This is a genomic window from Pseudarthrobacter sp. 10T415, assembly GCF_056394175.1.
Genome location: NZ_JBFTHJ010000001.1, coordinates 399439 through 418655, shown reverse-complemented (window position 1 = coordinate 418655; position 19217 = coordinate 399439). Strand labels below are relative to the sequence as shown.

The 19217-nt window shown below is 66.7% G+C and carries 15 protein-coding genes; 8 read left to right on the top strand and 7 right to left on the bottom strand.

Annotated elements, in window-relative coordinates:
* Window positions 1-72 precede the first annotated feature (72 nt).
* Genes AC1DBN_RS01965 through AC1DBN_RS01950 form a run of 4 tightly spaced genes read right to left on the bottom strand, consistent with a single transcriptional unit; the run spans window position 73 to window position 3554 of the window.
* Window positions 73-591: a GNAT family N-acetyltransferase gene (locus AC1DBN_RS01965; RefSeq protein ID WP_091720046.1), complete on the bottom strand. Its 519-nt coding sequence runs from the start codon at window positions 589-591 to the stop codon at window positions 73-75.
* Window positions 575-1276 carry an IMPACT family protein gene (locus AC1DBN_RS01960; RefSeq protein ID WP_091720048.1) on the bottom strand — a complete coding sequence of 234 codons (702 nt, stop codon included), beginning with the start codon at window positions 1274-1276 and terminating at the stop codon, window positions 575-577. The genes AC1DBN_RS01965 and AC1DBN_RS01960 overlap by 17 nt, the downstream gene beginning before the upstream one ends.
* Before the next feature lie 44 nt (window positions 1277-1320).
* Window positions 1321-2619, bottom strand: coding sequence for an ABC transporter permease (locus tag AC1DBN_RS01955; protein ID WP_091720049.1), 1299 nt, complete (start codon window positions 2617-2619; stop codon window positions 1321-1323).
* Window positions 2616-3554 (bottom strand): ABC transporter ATP-binding protein, encoded by a 939-nt coding sequence (locus AC1DBN_RS01950; RefSeq protein ID WP_091720051.1) that lies wholly within the window; start codon window positions 3552-3554, stop codon window positions 2616-2618. The genes AC1DBN_RS01955 and AC1DBN_RS01950 overlap by 4 nt, the downstream gene beginning before the upstream one ends.
* 94 nt (window positions 3555-3648) lie before the next feature.
* Between AC1DBN_RS01950 and coaE the strand changes: the two genes are divergently transcribed.
* From coaE to AC1DBN_RS01930, 4 genes are all read left to right on the top strand, one after another.
* Window positions 3649-4863, top strand: coding sequence for a dephospho-CoA kinase (gene coaE, locus AC1DBN_RS01945; RefSeq protein WP_091720052.1), 1215 nt, complete (start codon window positions 3649-3651; stop codon window positions 4861-4863).
* A gap of 80 nt (window positions 4864-4943) precedes the next feature.
* The gene (gene uvrB / locus AC1DBN_RS01940) at window positions 4944-7058 is read left to right on the top strand and encodes an excinuclease ABC subunit UvrB (protein ID WP_091720053.1); all 2115 of its coding nucleotides are present in this window, start codon (window positions 4944-4946) and stop codon (window positions 7056-7058) included.
* Between the two features lie 204 nt (window positions 7059-7262).
* Window positions 7263-8291: a TerC family protein gene (locus AC1DBN_RS01935; protein WP_091720054.1), complete on the top strand. Its 1029-nt coding sequence runs from the start codon at window positions 7263-7265 to the stop codon at window positions 8289-8291.
* Window positions 8292-8400: 109 nt separating this feature from the next.
* Window positions 8401-9822 carry an MFS transporter gene (locus AC1DBN_RS01930; RefSeq protein WP_091720055.1) on the top strand — a complete coding sequence of 474 codons (1422 nt, stop codon included), beginning with the start codon at window positions 8401-8403 and terminating at the stop codon, window positions 9820-9822.
* Here AC1DBN_RS01930 and AC1DBN_RS01925 read toward each other — a convergent pair.
* From AC1DBN_RS01925 to AC1DBN_RS01915, 3 genes are read right to left on the bottom strand one after another with little or no spacing between them, the layout of a single operon-like run.
* Complete coding sequence (locus AC1DBN_RS01925) at window positions 9808-11127, bottom strand: alpha/beta fold hydrolase (RefSeq protein WP_091720056.1); 1320 nt, start codon at window positions 11125-11127, stop codon at window positions 9808-9810. The genes AC1DBN_RS01930 and AC1DBN_RS01925 overlap by 15 nt on opposite strands.
* Complete coding sequence (locus AC1DBN_RS01920; RefSeq protein WP_314213080.1) at window positions 11120-11620, bottom strand: GNAT family N-acetyltransferase; 501 nt, start codon at window positions 11618-11620, stop codon at window positions 11120-11122. The genes AC1DBN_RS01925 and AC1DBN_RS01920 overlap by 8 nt, the downstream gene beginning before the upstream one ends.
* Window positions 11621-11633: 13 nt before the next feature.
* Window positions 11634-14177: a DEAD/DEAH box helicase gene (locus tag AC1DBN_RS01915; protein WP_091720062.1), complete on the bottom strand. Its 2544-nt coding sequence runs from the start codon at window positions 14175-14177 to the stop codon at window positions 11634-11636.
* Between the two features lie 121 nt (window positions 14178-14298).
* Between AC1DBN_RS01915 and AC1DBN_RS01910 the strand changes: the two genes are divergently transcribed.
* The 4 genes from AC1DBN_RS01910 to AC1DBN_RS01895 all read left to right on the top strand — a co-directional run bounded on the left by AC1DBN_RS01910 (window position 14299) and on the right by AC1DBN_RS01895 (window position 19186).
* The gene (locus AC1DBN_RS01910) at window positions 14299-15078 is read left to right on the top strand and encodes a trans-aconitate 2-methyltransferase (RefSeq protein WP_091720064.1); all 780 of its coding nucleotides are present in this window, start codon (window positions 14299-14301) and stop codon (window positions 15076-15078) included.
* Between the two features lie 174 nt (window positions 15079-15252).
* Window positions 15253-17007 (top strand): ABC transporter ATP-binding protein, encoded by a 1755-nt coding sequence (locus AC1DBN_RS01905; protein ID WP_197676715.1) that lies wholly within the window; start codon window positions 15253-15255, stop codon window positions 17005-17007.
* Entirely contained in the window at window positions 17004-18809 is a 1806-nt protein-coding gene (locus AC1DBN_RS01900) for an ABC transporter ATP-binding protein (RefSeq protein ID WP_477722489.1), read from the top strand. The genes AC1DBN_RS01905 and AC1DBN_RS01900 overlap by 4 nt, the downstream gene beginning before the upstream one ends.
* Complete coding sequence (locus AC1DBN_RS01895) at window positions 18806-19186, top strand: GntR family transcriptional regulator (protein ID WP_091720071.1); 381 nt, start codon at window positions 18806-18808, stop codon at window positions 19184-19186. The genes AC1DBN_RS01900 and AC1DBN_RS01895 overlap by 4 nt, the downstream gene beginning before the upstream one ends.
* Window positions 19187-19217 lie beyond the last annotated feature (31 nt).

The window sequence follows — 19217 nt, the reverse complement described above, 5'->3', positions numbered from 1 at the left end:
GCCCTTCGGGGCTGACACAACAGACCCCCTGCCGCACGGCAGGGGGTCTGTTGGTTTAAGGCGGTTGCGGATTTAGAGGTCGACGACGGCGAGGACCGTTCCGTCGTCGTCGGGCGTGAGGCGGCAGCCGGCTGAGGCCAGCAGCTGCTGGGCGGCCCGGTTTCCGGCCAGCGTCCGGGCGGTGACCCGGGAGAGTCCCGCACTGCGGGCGTGGTCGAGGACGAGCGTCAGGGCGGCGGTGCCGATGCCCCGGGACCGGTAGCTCCGTCCCAGCCAGATGCCCGTTTCTGCCGTAGGGACCTCCGCCGGTGCGATCCGTTTGAGGCGCACGAACCCTGCGGCGTGGCCGGCGCTGAAGACCGCCCAGCTCTTTTCCCCGGCCGCTCCGTCCAGTCCGGCCGCGGCCTCGCGGTGGTAGTTGCGGAACCATGCCGTGCGTTCCGGGTTCCAGCCGGGCCCGCCCATCGGGGGAGCCACCTCGTCCGGGGACGCGTCCCGGTGGGCGAGGGACAGCAGCTGTTCCAGCACCAGTTCATCGACGTCCACCAGCGTCACGCCGGGGGAGCGTGGCGGTTCAGGCGTTGGGAACATCAATCCACTCCGTTCCTTCAGGGGCCAGCGTGGCGGATCCGGCGGTCAGGCCCAGCACCCGTTCGGCCGCAGCGGAGACTTCAGCGCCGGTGTCCGGCACGGCGATGCGGAGCACTGTATGGCTGCCCCCGTAGCTGGTGCCCGCCATGGTAAAACCGCCGGCACGGAGATCGTTCTCAAGCCGTCCGGCAACGCCGTGCGGCACGGGGATGGCGCAGATCCGCAGCCGGCTGCGCCGCACCAGGGGCACCAGGGCCAGCGCCGAGGACACAGATTCCGAGTAGGCGCGCACCAGGCCGCCGGCGCCCAGGAGGATGCCGCCGAAATAGCGGACGACGACGGCGCTGACGTCGCTGAGATCCGTGGCCCCGGGCACGGTTTCCTTCTTGGTGAGGGCTTCCAGCATCGGGATGCCGGCGGTTCCTGAGGGTTCGCCGTCGTCGCTGGAGCGCTGGATGTCGCGGTCCGGTCCGATGACGAACGCGGAACAGTGGTGCCTGGCGTCGTGGAACTCGCGGCGGAGGTCTGCCACCAGTGATCGCGCTTCGTCTTCGCTGCCGGACCGGCGCAGCACGGTGATGAACCGTGAGCGCTTGATCTCCAGCTCGTGCCGGAAGTCCTCCCCGGCTGACAAGGTGGTGTAGGCCGTGGCCCTGCTGTTCCCGGCCTCCGCTGCTTCCACCACGGGCTCAGTCTAACTGCAGCCGAAAGGCCGCTATTGCGGCGGCCCTACTTGCCGGCGGCCTCGCGCCGACGGCGGCGCAGCGTCTTGGCCAGCGAAAGTTTGCCGGTGTACTGGATGGAGCCGTAGCGGAACAGATGCACGGACAGGCGCAGCATCAGGACGCCGACAATGAACAGTTCGGCGATCACAATGATCGACTCGGCGGGGCTCAGGGTTCCGAAGCCGTTCCGGAGCATGGCGGTCACGGGCGCCGAGAGCGGGAAGTAGGTAAACGCCTGCACGATGGGGGACTGGGGATCACTCAGGATGAGGCTGATGGCGTAGAACGGCACGAAGATCAGTGCCATCAGCGGGCCGAAGACCACGCCGGCTTCCTTGGCGTTGGGCATCACCGCGCCAATGGCACCCAGGACTGCGGTGAACAGCAGGAAGCCGCCCAGCAGCAGCAGGGCGCCCACCAGCAGCGGCCCCGGTTCGAACACCACGTCGGAAAGGTTGATGTCCGGCAGGGACAGCCTGTCCCTGAAGAAGGCAAAGCCGCCGATGACCGGTGCCAGGAACACCGAAATCTGGACGAGGCCCACCAGGAGGAGCGAGATGATCTTCCCGATGATCAGGGTGGTGGGGTTCAGCGTGGTCAGGATCATTTCAGTAACCCTGTTCTCCTTTTCCTCCAGCGTGCTGTTCAGCATCTGGTTCGAGAGCAGGATGATCATCACGTAGAAAAGCACCAGGAACATCAGCGGCGGAACGGCGGCGCCGAAGCCACCGGATGCCTGCCCGTCCCGGTAAGTCTCGGTGTCCACTTTAACGTTCCCGCTGGCTGCCGCCGTGAGTTGCGGCGAGCCGATGTCTGCCTGCGCCGCCACCATGAGCAGTTGCTTGGCCACCGCCTCGTAGGTCCCGTTGGCAAAGACGCCGCGGTCCGTGCCGTACACCTGCACCGGTTCGGCGGTGGGGTTGGCCGGATAGGCGAAGTAGGCGTCCACAGTGCCGGCCTTGACGTCGGCGAGTGCCTGCTCCGGGTCGGCCGCCCTGGTCCCTCCGGCCGCCCGGCCGGCGGCCTCCGGAATGATCCCCGACGCGTCCGTGTAGGTGAATGACAGTGCTGCATTCTTCTGGGCATCCGCGGAGGCGCTCGTGGAGCTGTTGCTGACGAAGATCAGGGCGAAGACGATAGCCGTCACCACGGGGATGGCCAGTGTGGCGATCCAGAACCGCGGCTTTTTGGTGGTGCGGAAGAACTCAAACCCCACCACGGTGCCCAGGTTGTGCCAGCGCACCGCCGGGCGCCGGGCCGGGATAGGCGGAGTGGACGATGAACGTGTTGGTGCAGGGCTCATGGCCGGGCCTCCACGGGTTGGTCCTGTTCGCCGTAGACCCTGATGAAGATTTCATCCAGGGAAACGCGGGCTGTGGTGAAGCTGCTGACGCTGACTCCGGCGGTGACAAGCTCGCGCAGGACGGCAGCCTGCCCTGAGCCCGGACGCGGCGCCAGCTCGGCGTACCCGCCCGAGTCGAGCGCGATGTCGTACAGGGTGGAGTGGGGCAGGACACCGTCGTAGTCCACCCGGTAGACGGTTCCGCCGAACTGCTCCTGCACCTCCTCCACTGTGCCGTAGGCGCGGGAGGTGCCGTCCTTGAGGAGGATGACGCGGTCGCAGAGCCGTTCCACTTCTTCCATCTGGTGGGTGACCATGATGACCGTGGCGCCGGCCAGCTTCTGTTCTTCGATGATGTCCATCAGCAGGCGGCGGTTCACGGGGTCGAAGCCCTTCGTGGGTTCATCCAGGATCAGCAGTTCGGGGGCGTTCATGATGGTGACGCCGAGTTGGATCTTCTGCTGCTGGCCACCGGAGAGCTTGTCCAGGTTGGCGGCAGCTTTGTCCGCCAGCTGAACGCGCTCCAGGTAGTCGAGCGACCAGGCTTTGGCCTGTGCCTTGCCCAGGCCCTTGAGCCGGCCGAAATAGACCATGACGTCCAAAACCGGTTCCTTTTTATACAGGCCGCGTTCCTCCGGCAGGTAGCCCAGCCGGGCGCCGTCGCTGGGTTCAAAGGGTTTCCCGCCGATGTGGAGCGTCCCCGCGGTGGGCTGGTAGATCCCCAGCAGGGCCCGCAGGGTGGTGGTCTTTCCTGACCCGTTGCTCCCCAGGAAACCGAACGTTTCCCCGGCACGCACATCGAAGGACAGGTCCCTGATGACGGTGGCGTCACCGAAATCCATCCGGAAATCCTTGATGTGGACCAGCGGCTCCGTGGCCGCACCCCCTGCAGTCATGGACCCAGACTACCGAACCACGTGCCCGTCCCGGTCCTGCGGCGCGAGCCGGAACGTGGCGCGGCGCCGCCGGCCGTCCGTCTAGGCTGGGACGGTGCTGAAGATCGGATTGACCGGCGGGATCGCGTCAGGGAAGTCGGTGGTTGCCTCCCGGCTGAAGGAGCGCGGGGCGGTCCTGGTGGACGCGGATGCACTCGCCCGCGAGGTGGTGGAGCCCGGCACCGAGGGCCTCGAACGCATCGTGGCCGAGTTTGGCCGGGACATGCTCGACGCCGAAGCCCGGCTTGACCGCCCGCGGCTCGGAGAAGCGGTGTTCGGCAACAAGGACCGCCTGGCCGTACTGAACGGCATCTTGCATCCGCTGGTACGCACCCGGGCAGCGGCCATCACGGCAGCCGCGCCGGAAGATGCGGTGGTGGTCCAGGACATTCCCCTGCTGGTGGAGACCGGGCAGGGCAGCAACTTCCACCTCGTCCTGGTGGTGGATGCCCCGGACGGGCTGCGGCTGGAGCGGATGCAGCAACTGCGGGGCATGAGCGCTGAAGCGGCGCGCGCCCGGATGGCAGCGCAGGCCCAGCGGGATACCAGGCTGGCCGCGGCCGACGTCGTCCTGGACAACTCCGGCACCCTGCAGCACCTGCTGGAGCAGGTGGACAGCCTTTGGGACACCCGCCTGATGCCGTACGCCCGGAACCTGGCAGCCGGCGTCCGGGCCAAAAGGACCGGCGCGCCCGTCCTTGAGGCGTACAGGGATGACTGGCCGCAGCAGGCCGCGCGGATCGCCGCGAGGCTGATGGCTGCGGCACCAGGGGTAATCCTCGCGGTAGACCACATCGGCTCCACCTCCGTCCCCGGCCTGGCCGCGAAGGACGTCATCGACCTGCAGGTTGCGGTGTCCGGACTGGACGCCGCGGACCGGCTGGTGCCGATGCTGGGTGCTGCAGGCTTCCCCCTGGTGCCCGGCGCCGGCCACGACACGCCGAAACCAACCGACCCCGACCCGCGGCAGTGGCAGAAGCGGTTCCACGCGAACGCCGATCCCGGCAGGGCCGTCAACATCCACGTGCGGGTGGCCGGCTCTCCCGGCTGGCGATACGCCCTGCTGTTCCGGGACTGGCTGCGGCTGGACGGGCAGGCGCGGCAGCTGTACGGGGCGCAGAAGGCTGAACTTGCACAGTGCTTCGCCGGCGCCGCCAGCACCAGGTCCTACGCGGAGGCCAAGGAGCCGTGGTTCACTGACGTCGCGTGGCCCGCCATGGCAGCGTGGGCCGCCGCAACCGGGTGGGAACCGCCGTCGTACGCTCCCTGAAGGCGCCGATACCGCGCCGGGCTGTTCGCCCGTAACGGACTGGACCGTCCAGTGTCGGTGCCCGGTTGTAGATTAGATCCATGAGCCTTGCGCAGGATATCAACCGTGTTGTAGCGCCCTTCGAAGTCATCAGCGAGTTCAAGCCGGCCGGCGACCAGCCTGCCGCCATCGCCGACCTGACGGAGCGGATCAACAACGGCGAGAAAGACGTGGTGCTGCTGGGCGCCACGGGTACCGGCAAGAGTGCCACTACCGCCTGGCTCATTGAGCAGGTGCAGCGGCCCACCCTGGTGATGGTCCAGAACAAGACCCTCGCCGCGCAGCTGGCCAACGAATTCCGTGAACTGCTGCCCAACAACGCGGTGGAATACTTCGTCTCCTACTACGACTACTACCAGCCTGAGGCGTACGTGGCGCAGACGGACACCTTCATCGAAAAGGACTCGTCCATCAACGAGGAAGTCGAGCGGCTTCGGCACTCGGCCACGAACGCCCTGCTCACGCGGCGCGACGTCATTGTGGTGGCCACTGTCTCCTGCATCTACGGCCTGGGCACCCCGGAAGAGTACATCGCCGGCATGGTGACGCTGCGCAAGGGCGCCGAAATGAACCGGGACGACCTCCTCCGGAAGTTCGTCTCCATGCAGTACGCCCGGAACGACATGGACTTCCACCGCGGCACGTTCCGTGTCCGCGGCGACACCGTGGAAATCATCCCCATGTACGAGGAACTCGCCATCCGGATCGAGTTCTTCGGCGACGAAATCGAAAACATCCAGACCCTTCACCCGCTGACCGGCGAAATCATCCAGGATGAAGAGGAAATGTACGTCTTCCCGGCCTCGCACTATGTGGCCGGTCCGGAACGGATGGCCCGCGCCATCAAGCGCATCGAGGACGAACTCGCCGAGCGGCTCCAGGTGCTGGAGAGCCAGAACAAGCTCGTGGAAGCCCAGCGGCTGCGCATGCGCACCACCTATGACCTGGAAATGATGCAGCAGATGGGTTTCTGCAACGGCATTGAGAACTACTCCTCCCACATCGACGGACGCGCCCGGGGCACGGCGCCGCACTGCCTCCTGGACTACTTCCCGGACGACTTTCTGCTGGTCATCGACGAATCCCACGTCACCGTGCCGCAGATCGGCGCCATGTACGAAGGTGACATGTCCCGGAAGCGGAACCTCGTGGACTTCGGCTTCCGGTTGCCCTCCGCCATGGATAACCGGCCGCTGAAGTGGGACGAATTCCTTGAGCGCGTCGGCCAGACGGTTTATCTGTCGGCAACGCCCGGCAAATACGAGCTGGGCAAGGCTGACGGCTTTGTCCAGCAGATCATCCGGCCCACCGGCCTGATCGATCCCGAGGTGGTGGTCAAGCCCACCAAGGGGCAGATCGATGACCTTCTGGGCGAGATCAAGACGCGTACCGAAAAGAACGAACGCGTCTTGGTGACCACCCTCACCAAGCGGATGGCCGAGGACCTCACCGACTACCTGCTGGGCCACGGGGTCAAGGTCGAATACCTGCACTCGGACGTCGACACTCTCCGCCGTGTGGAGCTGTTGAGGGAGCTGCGGATGGGGACCTTCGATGTCCTCGTCGGCATCAACCTCCTGAGGGAGGGCCTTGACCTGCCCGAGGTCTCCCTGGTCAGCATCCTCGATGCCGATAAGGAAGGCTTCCTCCGGTCCTCCACGTCGCTGATCCAGACCATCGGCCGCGCGGCCCGTAACGTTTCGGGCCAGGTGCACATGTACGCGGACCGGATCACGGACTCCATGGCCCACGCCATCGATGAAACCAACCGGCGCCGCGCCATCCAGGTGGCCTACAACACCGAGCACGGGATTGATCCGCAGCCGTTGCGGAAGAAGATCGCCGACATCACGGACCAGCTGGCCAAGGAAGACGCCGACACCGATGCGCTGCTGGGCAGCTTCGACTACGGCAAGGGCAAGCGCGGCATCACGGGGGCTAACAAGCCCGGCGCGAAGAAGGGCGCTGCGCAGGTACGGGCGGACGGCCTGGCCGCAGCGCCGGCCGAGGACCTGTTGGGGATGATCGCGCAGCTGACCGAGCAGATGCACGGGGCCGCAGCGGAACTGCAGTTCGAAGTGGCCGCCCGGATCAGGGACGAGGTCGGCGAGCTGAAGAAGGAACTGCGCCAGATGCAGGCCGCCGGCCACGCCTGACACATACGTCACCACGGGGTCGCATCCAGCTGCGCTGCGGTACAGTTAACGTCACGTAGGGGAGTATCCCAAGCGCTACGATCGTCAACACGCAGGGCATGGTTGCCCAGCCGGGCGTAGCGGGCCAGCCGCATCAGCACCAAGTGCACAGGCTGGCCGGAGAGACTTACACCGCATCTCTGTACCCCGCGAAAGGCTACCCCTGTGCTCGAATTGCCCTTGTGGTTCGAGGTCGGCTCATTTGTCGTCCTCGGCCTGATCCTCCTGATCGACCTGCTCCTGGTCGTTCGCCGCCCGCACGAACCGTCCATGAAGGAAGCCGGACTGTGGGTGGCGTTCTACGTCACCCTGGCCCTGCTGTTTGCCGGCGCCATGTTTATCTTCGCCGGACACGAGTATGGCGGCCAGTTCGTTGCAGGCTGGGTCACTGAGTACAGCCTCAGCATCGACAACCTCTTCGTCTTCATCATCATCATGGCCCGGTTCTCGGTGCCCAGGAAGTACCAGCAGGAAGTGCTGATGGTGGGCATCATCATCGCCCTGGTCCTGCGCGGCATCTTCATCCTCCTCGGCGCCATCGTGATCGAGCAGTTCAGCTGGGTGTTCTACATCTTCGGTGCGTTCCTGCTGTGGACCGCGTGGAAGCAGGCCCAGGATGAAGGCGAAGACGAAGAGGACAAGGAAAACCCCCTCATCGCCCGGATCCGCAAGGTCATCCCCATGTCGGAGAAGTTCGACGAAGGCAAGCTGCGCACCACCGTGAACGGCAAGAAGGTCTTCACCCCCATGCTGATCGTGTTCATCACCATCGGCCTGACGGACCTGCTGTTCGCCGTGGACTCGATCCCCGCCATCTTCGGCCTCACCCAGAGCCCGTTCATCGTGTTCACCGCCAACCTGTTCGCCCTCATGGGCCTGCGCCAGCTGTACTTCCTGCTCGGCGGCCTCATGAACCGCCTGGTGTACCTGAAGCACGCCCTGTCCGTCATCCTGGCGTTCATCGGCGTCAAGCTGGTCCTGCACGCCATGCACGTGAACGAACTGCCCTTCATCAACGGCGGCAAGCACATCGAATGGGCACCCGAAATCCCCACCTTCGTGTCCCTGGCGGTCATCGTCGGCACCATCATTATCGCCGTCGTTGCCAGCCTGCTCAGCTCCAAGGCCAAGGAAGCCCACATGGACCCGCGCCTCGAAGACGACGTCCGGAAGAGCCACAGCGACGCCGAATAGACGCTCCTTCCCGCTTCAAAAGACCGCAGTCCCGGCAGCATCAGCGCCGGGACTGCGGTCTTTCTTTTAACCCCTCCTGGACGAAGTCCCACGGGACTATGCTCGGTCCATGGCCATCATGGCGGAGCATGAGGTTGTCAGGGTGCAGCGGCGCACCGTTGCCCTTCTGGCTGCGGCGCAGGTTTTTGGCGGCATCGGCACGGGCGCCACCGTCTCCATCGGATCCATCCTCGCCGTCGAACTGTCCGGCTCCAGCGCCTGGGCAGGAGCGGTGGCCACCGTCATGACCCTCGGTGCCGCCGTGACGGCCTTGCCACTGGCGGCACTGGCGGACCGCAGGGGCCGCCGGGCAGGCCAGGTGGCCGGCATGCTCGCCGCGCTGGCCGGCGCGCTCCTGATGGTGCTCTCTGTCGTGACCGGAGTATTCGTGCTCCTCATGCTGGGTGCGGCGGGCATCGGGGCAGGCACCGCAGCGAACCTGCAGGCCCGTTTCGCCGCCGTCGACCTTGCCGACGCCGGACACCGCGGCCGGGCGCTGGCGACGGTCGTCTGGGCGGTCACCATCGGCGCTGTGGCCGGCCCGAACCTGATCCAGCCGGGCGCCGCCGTCGGACTGGCGCTGGGACTGCCGCCGGTGGCTGGGCCGTTCGTCATCTCGAGCGCCGGACTGGTGGTGGCCATCATCCTCGTCTTCGTCGGCCTGCGCCCGGACCCGCTGCTGCTGGCGCGGGAACTTGCGGCCCGTACCGCGGGGCCGGGAGGCCAGCCCGGCCCGCATGCGGCCGGGCAGGAGGCCGCGGCTCACCCAGACCTGGCCACCCAGTCCGCCGGGGCTGGCCGTGCGGCCTGCGCCGGTACCGGCACGCATTTTCGGCCGAAGCCGGCAGGAAGGCTCACCACCGGCATGCGGGCCATCCGCGGTTCCCGGATGGCGCTCCTGGCCGTCACTGCGGTGGTTGGTGCCCACGCCGTCATGGTGGGCGTGATGTCCATGACGCCTCTGCACCTGCAGCACCTGGTCGAAGGGCCAGGCACGCCGCACGCCGGCCACGCAGCCGACGGCGGAGCCCTGGTGATCATCGGCTTCACCATTTCACTGCACATCGCCGGTATGTTCGCCCTGTCCCCAGTCATGGGATGGCTGACGGACAGGGCAGGCAGGACCGAAACGGTCATGCTCGGCTTCGCCACGCTGATGGCGGGCGTCGCAGTAGCCGGCTTCGGGCAGGACTCCACCGCCGCGGTGGCCGCAGGGCTGGTGCTGCTGGGACTGGGCTGGTCAGCATCCACCGTGGCCGGGTCCACGCTGCTGGCCGAAAGCGTGGGGCAGGAGGCACGCGTGGTGGTCCAAGGGGTCTCGGACATGCTGATGGGTGCGGCGGGAGCCGTGGGCGGAGCGGCCTCCGGCCTGGTCCTGAGCGGGGCGGGCTATTTCGGCCTCAACATGCTTGCCGGCGCTGTAGCGGCCTGCGTCCTGGCTGCCGCGGCGATGGCCAGGGTTTCGGCGCACCGGCAATCAGCGGCGGCCTGACGCCGCCATTCCCAGCAGCCGCGCGAAGATTCCCTCACCGTCGTCGGCGATCCCGTCGTGGTGGAAATCGCCCGTTTCCCAGACCTGGAGTCCTCGGACCGTGGCTGCAGTCTCCAGGGACAGTTTCCGGTCCACGTAGATGTCGTCCGAGTAGACGGCAGCGGCCACCGGCACCCGGTTGGCGGCGAGCCGGCGGACGTCGTAAAGCGGCTTCCAGTCGTTCTTGGCGGCCAGCAGTCCGGCCGCCTCCCGGAGCGGCCGCAGCGCGGGGTCCTGGTCGAAGTACCAGGGGTAGACCATCTCGCCGGTGAGCAGCAGAGGCTCGGCGTCCGGCCGGAATTCGGGGTACTCGTCCAGGACCCGCCAGGCGGCCCAGTCCGTTGCCTGGCCCTGGCCGTAAATCGACTCGTGCATCAGGGCGTACAGCGGGTTGGACCCCCGCGAGACGACGCCGTGCACCTGCTCCAGGAACCCGTCCGAGAGCCTGGGCCCATCGGAGGTGTCCGTGAAGGCGTCCTCGAGCAGGTAGTGGAGGCTGTCCACCCGGGTGTTCCCGCCCAGGAACGCCCCCAGCATCTGCAGCCGCTCCACTGTGAGCGGGCTGCCGTCGGGCAGGGTTTCCGGCGTGCTGCGCAGGTGCCGGGCGATTCGTTCCAGCGCCTCCCAGTCCTCCGGGTACCACGAGAAGTACTCCGCGTTCCGGGCCGCAACCCGTTGGTAGGTGGCACGGTATACATCGTCCGCAGGACCCGTCAGCGGGGCGAGCCCGCCGGTGATGAGCACCTGGCGGAGGGCCTCCGGGGCGAAGGAGAGGTAGGTCAGGGCACAGAACCCGCCGTAACTCTGGCCATAGATGGTCCAGTACGGAATGCCCAGCGCTTTGCGGATCAGTTCTGCGTCGGCAACGATCGAGTCCGCGCGGAAGTGCTCTAGATAGGCGACCTGCCGGGCGGCCGTCCCACGCAGCGGAAGGGTATTCCGGTCCGCCGGGGTGGACAGGCCGGTTCCGCGCTGGTCCAGCATGAGGATGCGGAAGTCCTTGGCCGCAGCCTTGCTCCAGCCGCCCAAGGTCCCGAACCTGTTGCCGCGCCCTCCCGGGCCGCCCTGCAGGAACAACAGCCAGGGCAGGTTTTCCGTTTCCTCGGCGCTGTGGGCGGCCGCAACGTACTCGCGGGCAAAGACAGTGATGGTTTCTGCGTCCCCGCCGGTGGCGGCATGGTCCAGAGGCACGGTAAAGACGTGCTCCACGGTGCGCATGCCGCGGAACTCATGGCGGGCACGGATCCGGTGGCCTGCCTCAGCCATGGGCCGCGGCTGGAACCGGGGTGCCAAACTGTTCCAGGGCTTCGCCGGTAAGCCGGAATGTCGACCACCCGTCCATCGGCCGGGCACCCAGGCTGCGGTAGAAATTGATGGAGGGCTCATTCCAGTCGAGTACGCTCCATTCCACCCGGGCGTAGCCGTTCCCGACGGCGATACCCGCCAGGTGCTTCAGCAGGGCCTTCCCGTGCCCCTCGCCGCGCGCCTCCGGACTGACGTAGAGATCCTCCAGGTAGATCCCGTGAACGCCCTCCCAGGTGGAGTAGTTCAGGAACCACAGCGCGAAGCCCTGCACGTCGCCTGCCGCATTCTCGGCCATTGCCGCGAACACCCGCGGGTTATCGCCAAAGAGGACGGCCTGCAGCATTTCCGGGGTGTTCCGGACCGCGTCAGGCTCCTTTTCGTAGTGCGCCAGTTCGTGGATCATCCGGAGGATAGCCGGGACGTCGTGCTCGGTTGCGGGGCGGATTACACTCATTGTCTGAGCTTACCTAAAGGCGGTTGACGCCCGTTACCCTCAGGACCGCGGTGCCGGTTTCGTCCGATTCCGCCAGGTTCACTTCGGCGGAGATGCCCCAGTCGTGGTTCCGTGCCGGGTCGTCGAAGATCTGGCGCACCTTCCACACCCCGGCTTCCTCCGTGATGATCAGCAGTCCGGGCCCGCGGGCGTCCGGTCCGGTGCCGATGTCGTCGTGTTCGTCGAAGTAGTCATCCAGGGCGTCTTCCCAGCGGTCGGCATCCCAGCCGGAGCCGCCGTCGAGTTCACCCAGTGCCGCGGCGTCCTCATCGGCGAAGAGCTCCACGCGGCGGAACATCTCGTTGCGGACCATTACGCGGAAGGCGCGGATGTTGGACGTCAGCGACGGCGGGGGAGGCGGCGGTGCGTCGTGCGGCGTGGGCATGGCCCCGGACGCCAGTTCCTCCCATTCGTCCAGGAGGCTGGAATCCACCTGCCGTACCAGCTCGCCCAGCCAGGCAATCAGGTCTTCCAAATCGTCGCGGAGCATATCCTGCGGGACGGTTTGCCGGAGGGCCTTGAACGCATCGGCCAGGTACCGCAGCACGATGCCTTCCGAGCGGGCCAGCCCATAGAACTGGACGAACTCGCCGAAGTTCATGGCGCGTTCGTACATGTCCCGGACCACGGATTTTGGTGCCAGCTCGAAGTCGCCAACCCACGGGGCGGCCTTGCGGTAGACCTCGAAGGCCTCGGCCAGGATGTCCGCCAGCGGTTGCGGGTACGTCACTTCGTCCAGCATCGCCATCCGCTGGTCGTACTCGATCCCGTCAGCCTTCATGGCGGCCACCGCCTCGCCGCGGGCCTTCTTCTGCTGCGCGGAGAGGATCTGGCGCGGCTTTTCCAGCGTCGCCTCGATGATGGACACCACGTCCAGGGCGTACGACGGCGACTCCGGGTCCAGGAGCTCCAGCGCGGCGAGTGCGAAGGGGGAGAGCGGCTGGTTGAGTGCGAAGTTGGCCTGCAGGTGCACCGTCAGGCGGACGGCGCGGCCGTCCGGACCCTGTTCGGCTTCCGGGATCCGTTCCACGACTTCGGCGGCCAGCAGCTCGCGGTAGATGCCCAGGGCCTTCTTCATCAGCCGGAGCTGCGCCGGCCGGGTTTCGTGGTTCTCCGTCAGCAGCCGGCGTGCGGCGGCAAACGGGTCTCCGGGACGTTCCATCAGGTTCATCAGCATGGCGTGCGTGACCGTGAAGCTGGACGCCAGCGGGTCCGGAACGGATTCCACGAGCCGCCGGTAGGTGGGTTCGCCCCAGGACACGAATCCCTCCGGGGGCTTCTTCTTCACCACCTGGCGCAGCTTCTTCTGGTCGTCGCCGAACTTGGCCACGGCCTTGGCCATGGCCCTGACGTTTTCGGTGACGTGCTCCGGGGCCTGCACCACCACTGTGCCGGCGGTGTCGTACCCTGCCCGGCCGGCGCGTCCGGCAATCTGGTGGAACTCGCGGGAGTTGAGCAGCCGGGTGCGGACGCCGTCGTACTTGCTCAAAGCAGTGAGCAGCACGGTGCGGATGGGAACGTTGATGCCCACGCCCAGGGTGTCCGTACCGCAGATGACCTTCAGCAGTCCCGCCTGCGCCAGCTGCTCCACGAGCCGCCGGTACTTCGGCAGCATGCCGGCGTGGTGCACGCCGATCCCGTGGCGGACCAGCCGGTTGAGGGTCTTCCCGAACCCGGCCGCGAACCGGAAGTTCGCGATGAGGTCCGCGATTTTGTCCTTCTCCTCCCGCGTGCACACGTTGATGCTCATGAGCGTCTGGGCGCGGTCGATCGCTTCGAGCTGGCTGAAGTGCACCACGTACACCGGAACCTGCTTGGTGGACAGCAGCTCTTCGAGGGTCTCGTGGACAGGGGTCTCGTGATAGTAGAAATGCAGCGGGATGGGCCGCTCGGCCGAGCTCACGGTGGTGCTGGGGCGCCCGGTGAGCGTTGTGAGCCCCTTCTCAAACCGGGTCACGTCGCCCAGCGTGGCGGACATGAGCAGGAACTGCGCCTGCGGCAGTTCCAGCAGCGGCACCTGCCAGGCCCAGCCGCGCTGAGGATCCGAGTAGAAATGGAACTCGTCCATGATGACGGAGCCCAGGTCCGCCGTGTCGCCCTCGCGCAGGGCGATGTTGGCCAGGATCTCGGCGGTGCAGCAGATGATCGGGGCGTCCTGGTTCACGCCCGAATCGCCGGTGATCATGCCCACGTTCTCGGCGCCGAAAATCTCGCAGAGCGCGAAGAACTTTTCCGATACCAGCGCCTTGATGGGCGCCGTGTAGTAGCTGCGCCTGCCCAGCGCCATCGCCTGGAAGTGGGCCGCGATGGCCACCAGGGACTTCCCGGACCCGGTGGGTGTCGCGAGGATGACGTTGGCGCCGGTGGCGAGCTCCATGATGGCCTCGTCCTGCGCCGGGTACAGGTCCAGGCCGCGGCTTTCGGTCCACTCCACGAAGCGGGTGTACAGGTGGTCGGGGTCGACGGCGTCCGACGGTCCCGGCGCGGTCAGATCGGTCAGCTGGTCAACGAGTTTCATTGTTTTCCAGCTTAGTGCCCCGCTGCGGCAGGTAATCCGTGGGTCCTGCGTACGGTGCCGCTGCCGTTGGCCCCGGCTAGGCTTCCCGTAGCAGAGTCAGCACCAAGGCATGGAGAAACTTATGAAATGGGATCCGGCGAAGTACGTTCAGTTCGGCGATTACCGGAACCGCCCGTTCTTCGACCTCACCGGCAGGATCCACGCCGCCAATCCCGGCCAGGTGGTTGACCTCGGCTGCGGACCCGGCAACCTGACGGCAACGCTCGCCCGCCGCTGGCCCGGTGCCCGGGTGGTGGGAGTGGACTCCTCGGCCCAGATGCTGGGCAAGGCCGCGGAGCTCAGCGCCTCGCAGCCGTCCCTCGCGTTTGAGCAGCAGGACATCCGGGACTGGCTGCCTGCCGCTGACACGGATGTGGTGGTGACGAACGCGGCACTGCAATGGGTCCCGGGCCACCAGGACCTGCTGCGGACCTGGCTGGCCGCGCTGCGCCCCGGCGGCTGGTTCGCCATGCAGGTACCCGGGAACTTCAACGCCCCATCCCATCAGCTGATGCGCCAGCTGGCAGGATCACCGCGGTGGGCGGCCCAGCTCGACGGCGTCCTGCGGGGCGGAGAGTCCGTCAGTGAACCGGCGGACTACCTCGGGATCATGCTCGACGCCGGCTGCACTGCGGACGCGTGGGAAACCACCTACCAGCAGCTGCTGCCCGGGCCCGACCCCGTCCTGGAATGGGTTCGTGGAACCGCCCTGCGCCCCGTCCTGGCCGTGCTCCCGCCGGAGGACGGTGCCGCCTTCGAAGCGGACTACGCGGAGGCGCTCCGGGCCGCCTACCCGCAGGGCCGGCACGGCACCGTCTTTCCCTTCCGCAGGATCTTCGCGGTGGGACGCAAGCCGGACTGAGCGGTTCCCCGCCCCTGGACTGCCGCTGTGCAGCCGGCTCAACGGGCCTGTCATGTCTTTGACAGCGGGGGAAAGTGATCTGGCTTACAATGACGGAGTGGTCTCTGGGGGAGAGGCCAACGTCCGGCCCCGACGGCCCCCGACCGAACTGGAGGTTCGTTGCTGATCGGTTTGATGAGGCGCCTGCTCTCGGACCAAAAGGGCTCCGTCGCCGCCGTCGTCCTGCTGCAGCTGATCCAGGCAGCCGCCAACCTCCTGCTGCCAACCGTGAACGCCGCCATCATTGATGACGGAATCGTTCCCGGTGATACGGGCGTCATTTCCCGCTTGGGTATCGTGATGGCCGGCATCGCCGTTGTCCAGGCCGCAGCTGCCATCGCCGCAGGCTATCTCGGGGCCGTTGTGGCAATGCGGATCGGCCACCGGCTCCGCGCGGAAATCTTTGCCCGCATCCAGTCCCTGTCCTCCCTGGAAGTTGCCCGGTTCGGCACCCAAAGCCTGACCACCCGGGCCACCAACGACACCCAGCAGGTGCAGTCCTTCGCCATCCTGGTGTTCACGATGCTGGTGGCGGGCCCTGCCATGGGCGTCGGCGGCATCATTCTTGCCTTGCAGCAGGACGTGGCGCTGTCCGCCGTCGTCATCGTGATCGTGCCGCTGCTCGTCCTGATCATGGCACTGATCGTCCGCCGCCTCATTCCGCTCTACCGCGACGGCCAGGAACTTCTCGATAACGCCGGCGGCATCCTGCGCGAACAGATCATCGGCGCCAGCGCCATCCGCGCCTTCGTCCGGCAGGACCACGAAACGCGCCGTTTCGCCCGCGCCAACTCCAGTCTCACCGCCAACAACCTGCAGTCCGCGCTGCTCGTAGCCGGAATGCTGCCTCTGATCATGCTCGTGGTGAACCTCTCCTCGGTGGCTGTGGTCTGGTTCGGCGGCCACCGCATCCAGGCAGGCGAGATGAACCTGGGCGCGCTGACTGCCTTCATCGCCTACATCCTGCAGATCCTCCTGGCAATCATGATGTCCATGTACGTGCTGATGACGGCCCCGCGGGCGGCAGTCTGCGCCGAGCGGATCTCTGCGGTGCTGGACACCAAACCCTCCGTCGCCGACCCCGCCGACCCCCCGCCGTCGCGCCCTGCCGTGGCCGCGAAGGATCCGGTGACGCCCCTGGCCGGGCCTGGAGCCCTGGAGTTCAGGGGCGTTGGTTTCTCCTACCCGGGCGCGGAAGTGCCGGTGCTGGCAGACCTGAATTTTGTGGCTGCGCCCGGAACCACTACGGCGATCGTCGGGTCCACCGGCAGCGGCAAATCAACGCTGCTGAACCTGGTTCCGAGGTTCCTCGAGACCACCGAAGGCAGCATCCTCCTCGACGGCGCCGATGTCCGGGAACTGCCGCTGGACCTCCTGCGCAGATCCATGTCCATCGTCCCGCAACACTCCCACCTGTTTTCCGGGACCATTGCGGACAACCTGCGGATGGCTTCACCCGGAGCTTCCGATCATGAACTCTGGGAGGTCCTCGAGGCGGCGCAAACCATGCGCTTCATGCGGGACCTCCCGCTGGGGCTGGCAACGCCGGTGGGGCAGGGCGGCACCAACCTCTCCGGCGGGCAGCGGCAGCGGCTGTGCATTGCCCGCGCGCTGTTGCGCAAGGCCCCGCTGTACCTCTTTGACGACAGTTTTTCCGCCCTGGACTACGACACGGACACGAGGCTTCGGCAGGCTTTGGACGTCCGGCTGGCGGCGGCCACCAGGATTATCGTGGCCGAACGCATTGCAGCGGTGGAGGATGCCCACCTGATCCTGGTGCTCGACGGCGGCCGGCTCGTTGCGCAGGGAACGCACGGCGAGCTGCTGGAATCGTCGTCCACCTACCGGGAAATCGCCGACTCGCAGCTTGCACTGGACGGTCCGCAATGACGGCTGTGCCCGGCACCGAGATGGGCGGGGCCGGTTTCTGGCGCACCGCCGGCAGACTGCTGGGCCTCCTCGGGCCGTTCCGGGCCCTCATGCTGGGTGCCGTTGCCGCCACCTGCGGTTTCGCGGCCTTGAATGTGGCAGCCCCCAAACTCCTCGGCGACGCCACCGACATTGTGGTGGACGGGGTGGTCCGGGGAGCGCTGGACCAGGAAGGACTCGGCCTCCTGCTGGCTGCCGTGTCGATGATGTACATTTTCACGTCGCTGTTCAACTGGGTGCAGGGTTCCCTGACTGCCCGGTCCGTTCAGGGCGTCATGTACGGGTTGCGCGGCTCAGTGGAAGGCAAACTGCACCGGCTCCCGTCCACCTACTTCCGGGAACGGTCCCGCGGAGACGTGCTGAGCCGGGCCACCAACGACATCGACAACATCTCCCAGGCGCTGAACCAGCTCCTCACCCAGCTGATCATGTCCGTCCTGATGCTGTTCGGGTCACTCGCGATGATGCTGTGGATATCGCCCCTCCTCGCCTGCATCGCCATCGCCTCCGTGCCGCTGTCCATGGGGGTTACGGTGCTCGTGGCCCGCAGGTCGCAGGAGCATTTCGCGCGCCAGTGGACGGAAACAGGGGAGCTGAACTCCCACGTCGAGGAATTCATCACGGGCCATGAGGTGATCAAGGCCTTCGGCCAGCAGCCGCAGGCGGCTGCTGTTTTCGCGAGCAGCAACAGCCGGTTGGCCCGCGCGGCAACCAAGGCGCAGTACTCCGCCGGCGTGGTGCAGCCCCTGATGGTGCTGATGGCAAACCTCAACTACATCGCCGTGGCGGTGGTTGGCGCCCTCCAGGTCATCGCAGGCGCCATGACCATCGGCGGGATCCAGGCATTCATCCAGTTCAGCAGGTTGTTCACCCAGCCGGTGGGCCAGATCGGCGGCCTGCTCAACCTGATCCAGTCCTGCGTCGCATCGGCGGAGCGCGTGTTTGCCCTCCTTGACTCGGAAGAGGACGCGGAGAGCGGCACTTTGGAAGCGCCGTCGGACGGCCGCATCGTCTTTGACGACGTGACGTTCGGCTACCCCGGCGCGGCGCCCGCAGTCCGGAACCTGTCATTCGCAGTGGAACCTGGCCAGATGGTAGCCATTGTGGGCCATACCGGGGCGGGAAAGACCACTGTGGTGAACCTGCTGATGCGGTTCTACGAGCCGGGTACGGGCCTGATCACCATGGGCGGCACCGACATTGCCGCTGTCCAGCCGGACCGGCTCCGCGGGCAGTTCGGTGTGGTGCTCCAGGACACGTGGCTGTTTGGCGGAACCATCAGGGACAACATCGCCTACGGCCTGCCCGGGGCCTCTGACGAGGAGATCCTGGCGGCGGCGGAGGCCAGCTACGTGGACCGCTTTGCCAGGTCGCTCCCGGATGGCTACGACACCGTTCTGGAAAACGGGGGTGAACCCCTCAGCCAGGGCCAGCGGCAGCTCATCACCATCGCCCGGGCACAACTGGCAGGCCGGGCCGTGCTGATCCTCGATGAGGCAACCAGCTCCGTCGATTCCAGGACGGAACTGCTGATCCGCCAGGCCATGCTCCGGCTGCGGCGGGGGAGGACCAGCTTTGTCATTGCGCACCGTTTGTCCACCGTCCGGAACGCTGATCTAATTCTCGTCATGGACCACGGACGCATTGTTGAGCAGGGCACGCACCAGGGCCTGTTGGCCGCGAACAGCTTCTACGCACGGCTCTACAACGCCCAGTTCTCTGCGGCTCCGCGCCGCTCAGGTGCCCTTGAGGCCGGACTGTGAGCTCGGCAGCCGAATTCCCGGGGACGTGGAAGCCCAACTCCACCAGCACCGTGGCCCTTTTTGAACAGTTGCGCCTGCAGGTGATCCACCAGGTGGACAACGGGGCGCTGGCCCCCGGCACCAGGCTGCCTGCGGTCCGGGCACTGGCAGAGCGGCTGGACGTCGCACCGCACACTGTGGCGCGTGCCTATAAGGAGCTCGAAGCAGCAGGAATCGTGGCAACGCGGGGCAGGAACGGCACCGTGGTCTGCGCTCGTGACGAACGTCTCGGCGGGCTGTCCGACGCCGCTGCGGCCTATGCTGCCGCCGCCAAAGCGCAGGGTGCAACGTTCGCGGAAGCGGTGAAGCTGCTGGCCGCCGCCTACGATGTTCCCTGAGGGCGGAACCGTGCGCGTTCGAAGAAATTTT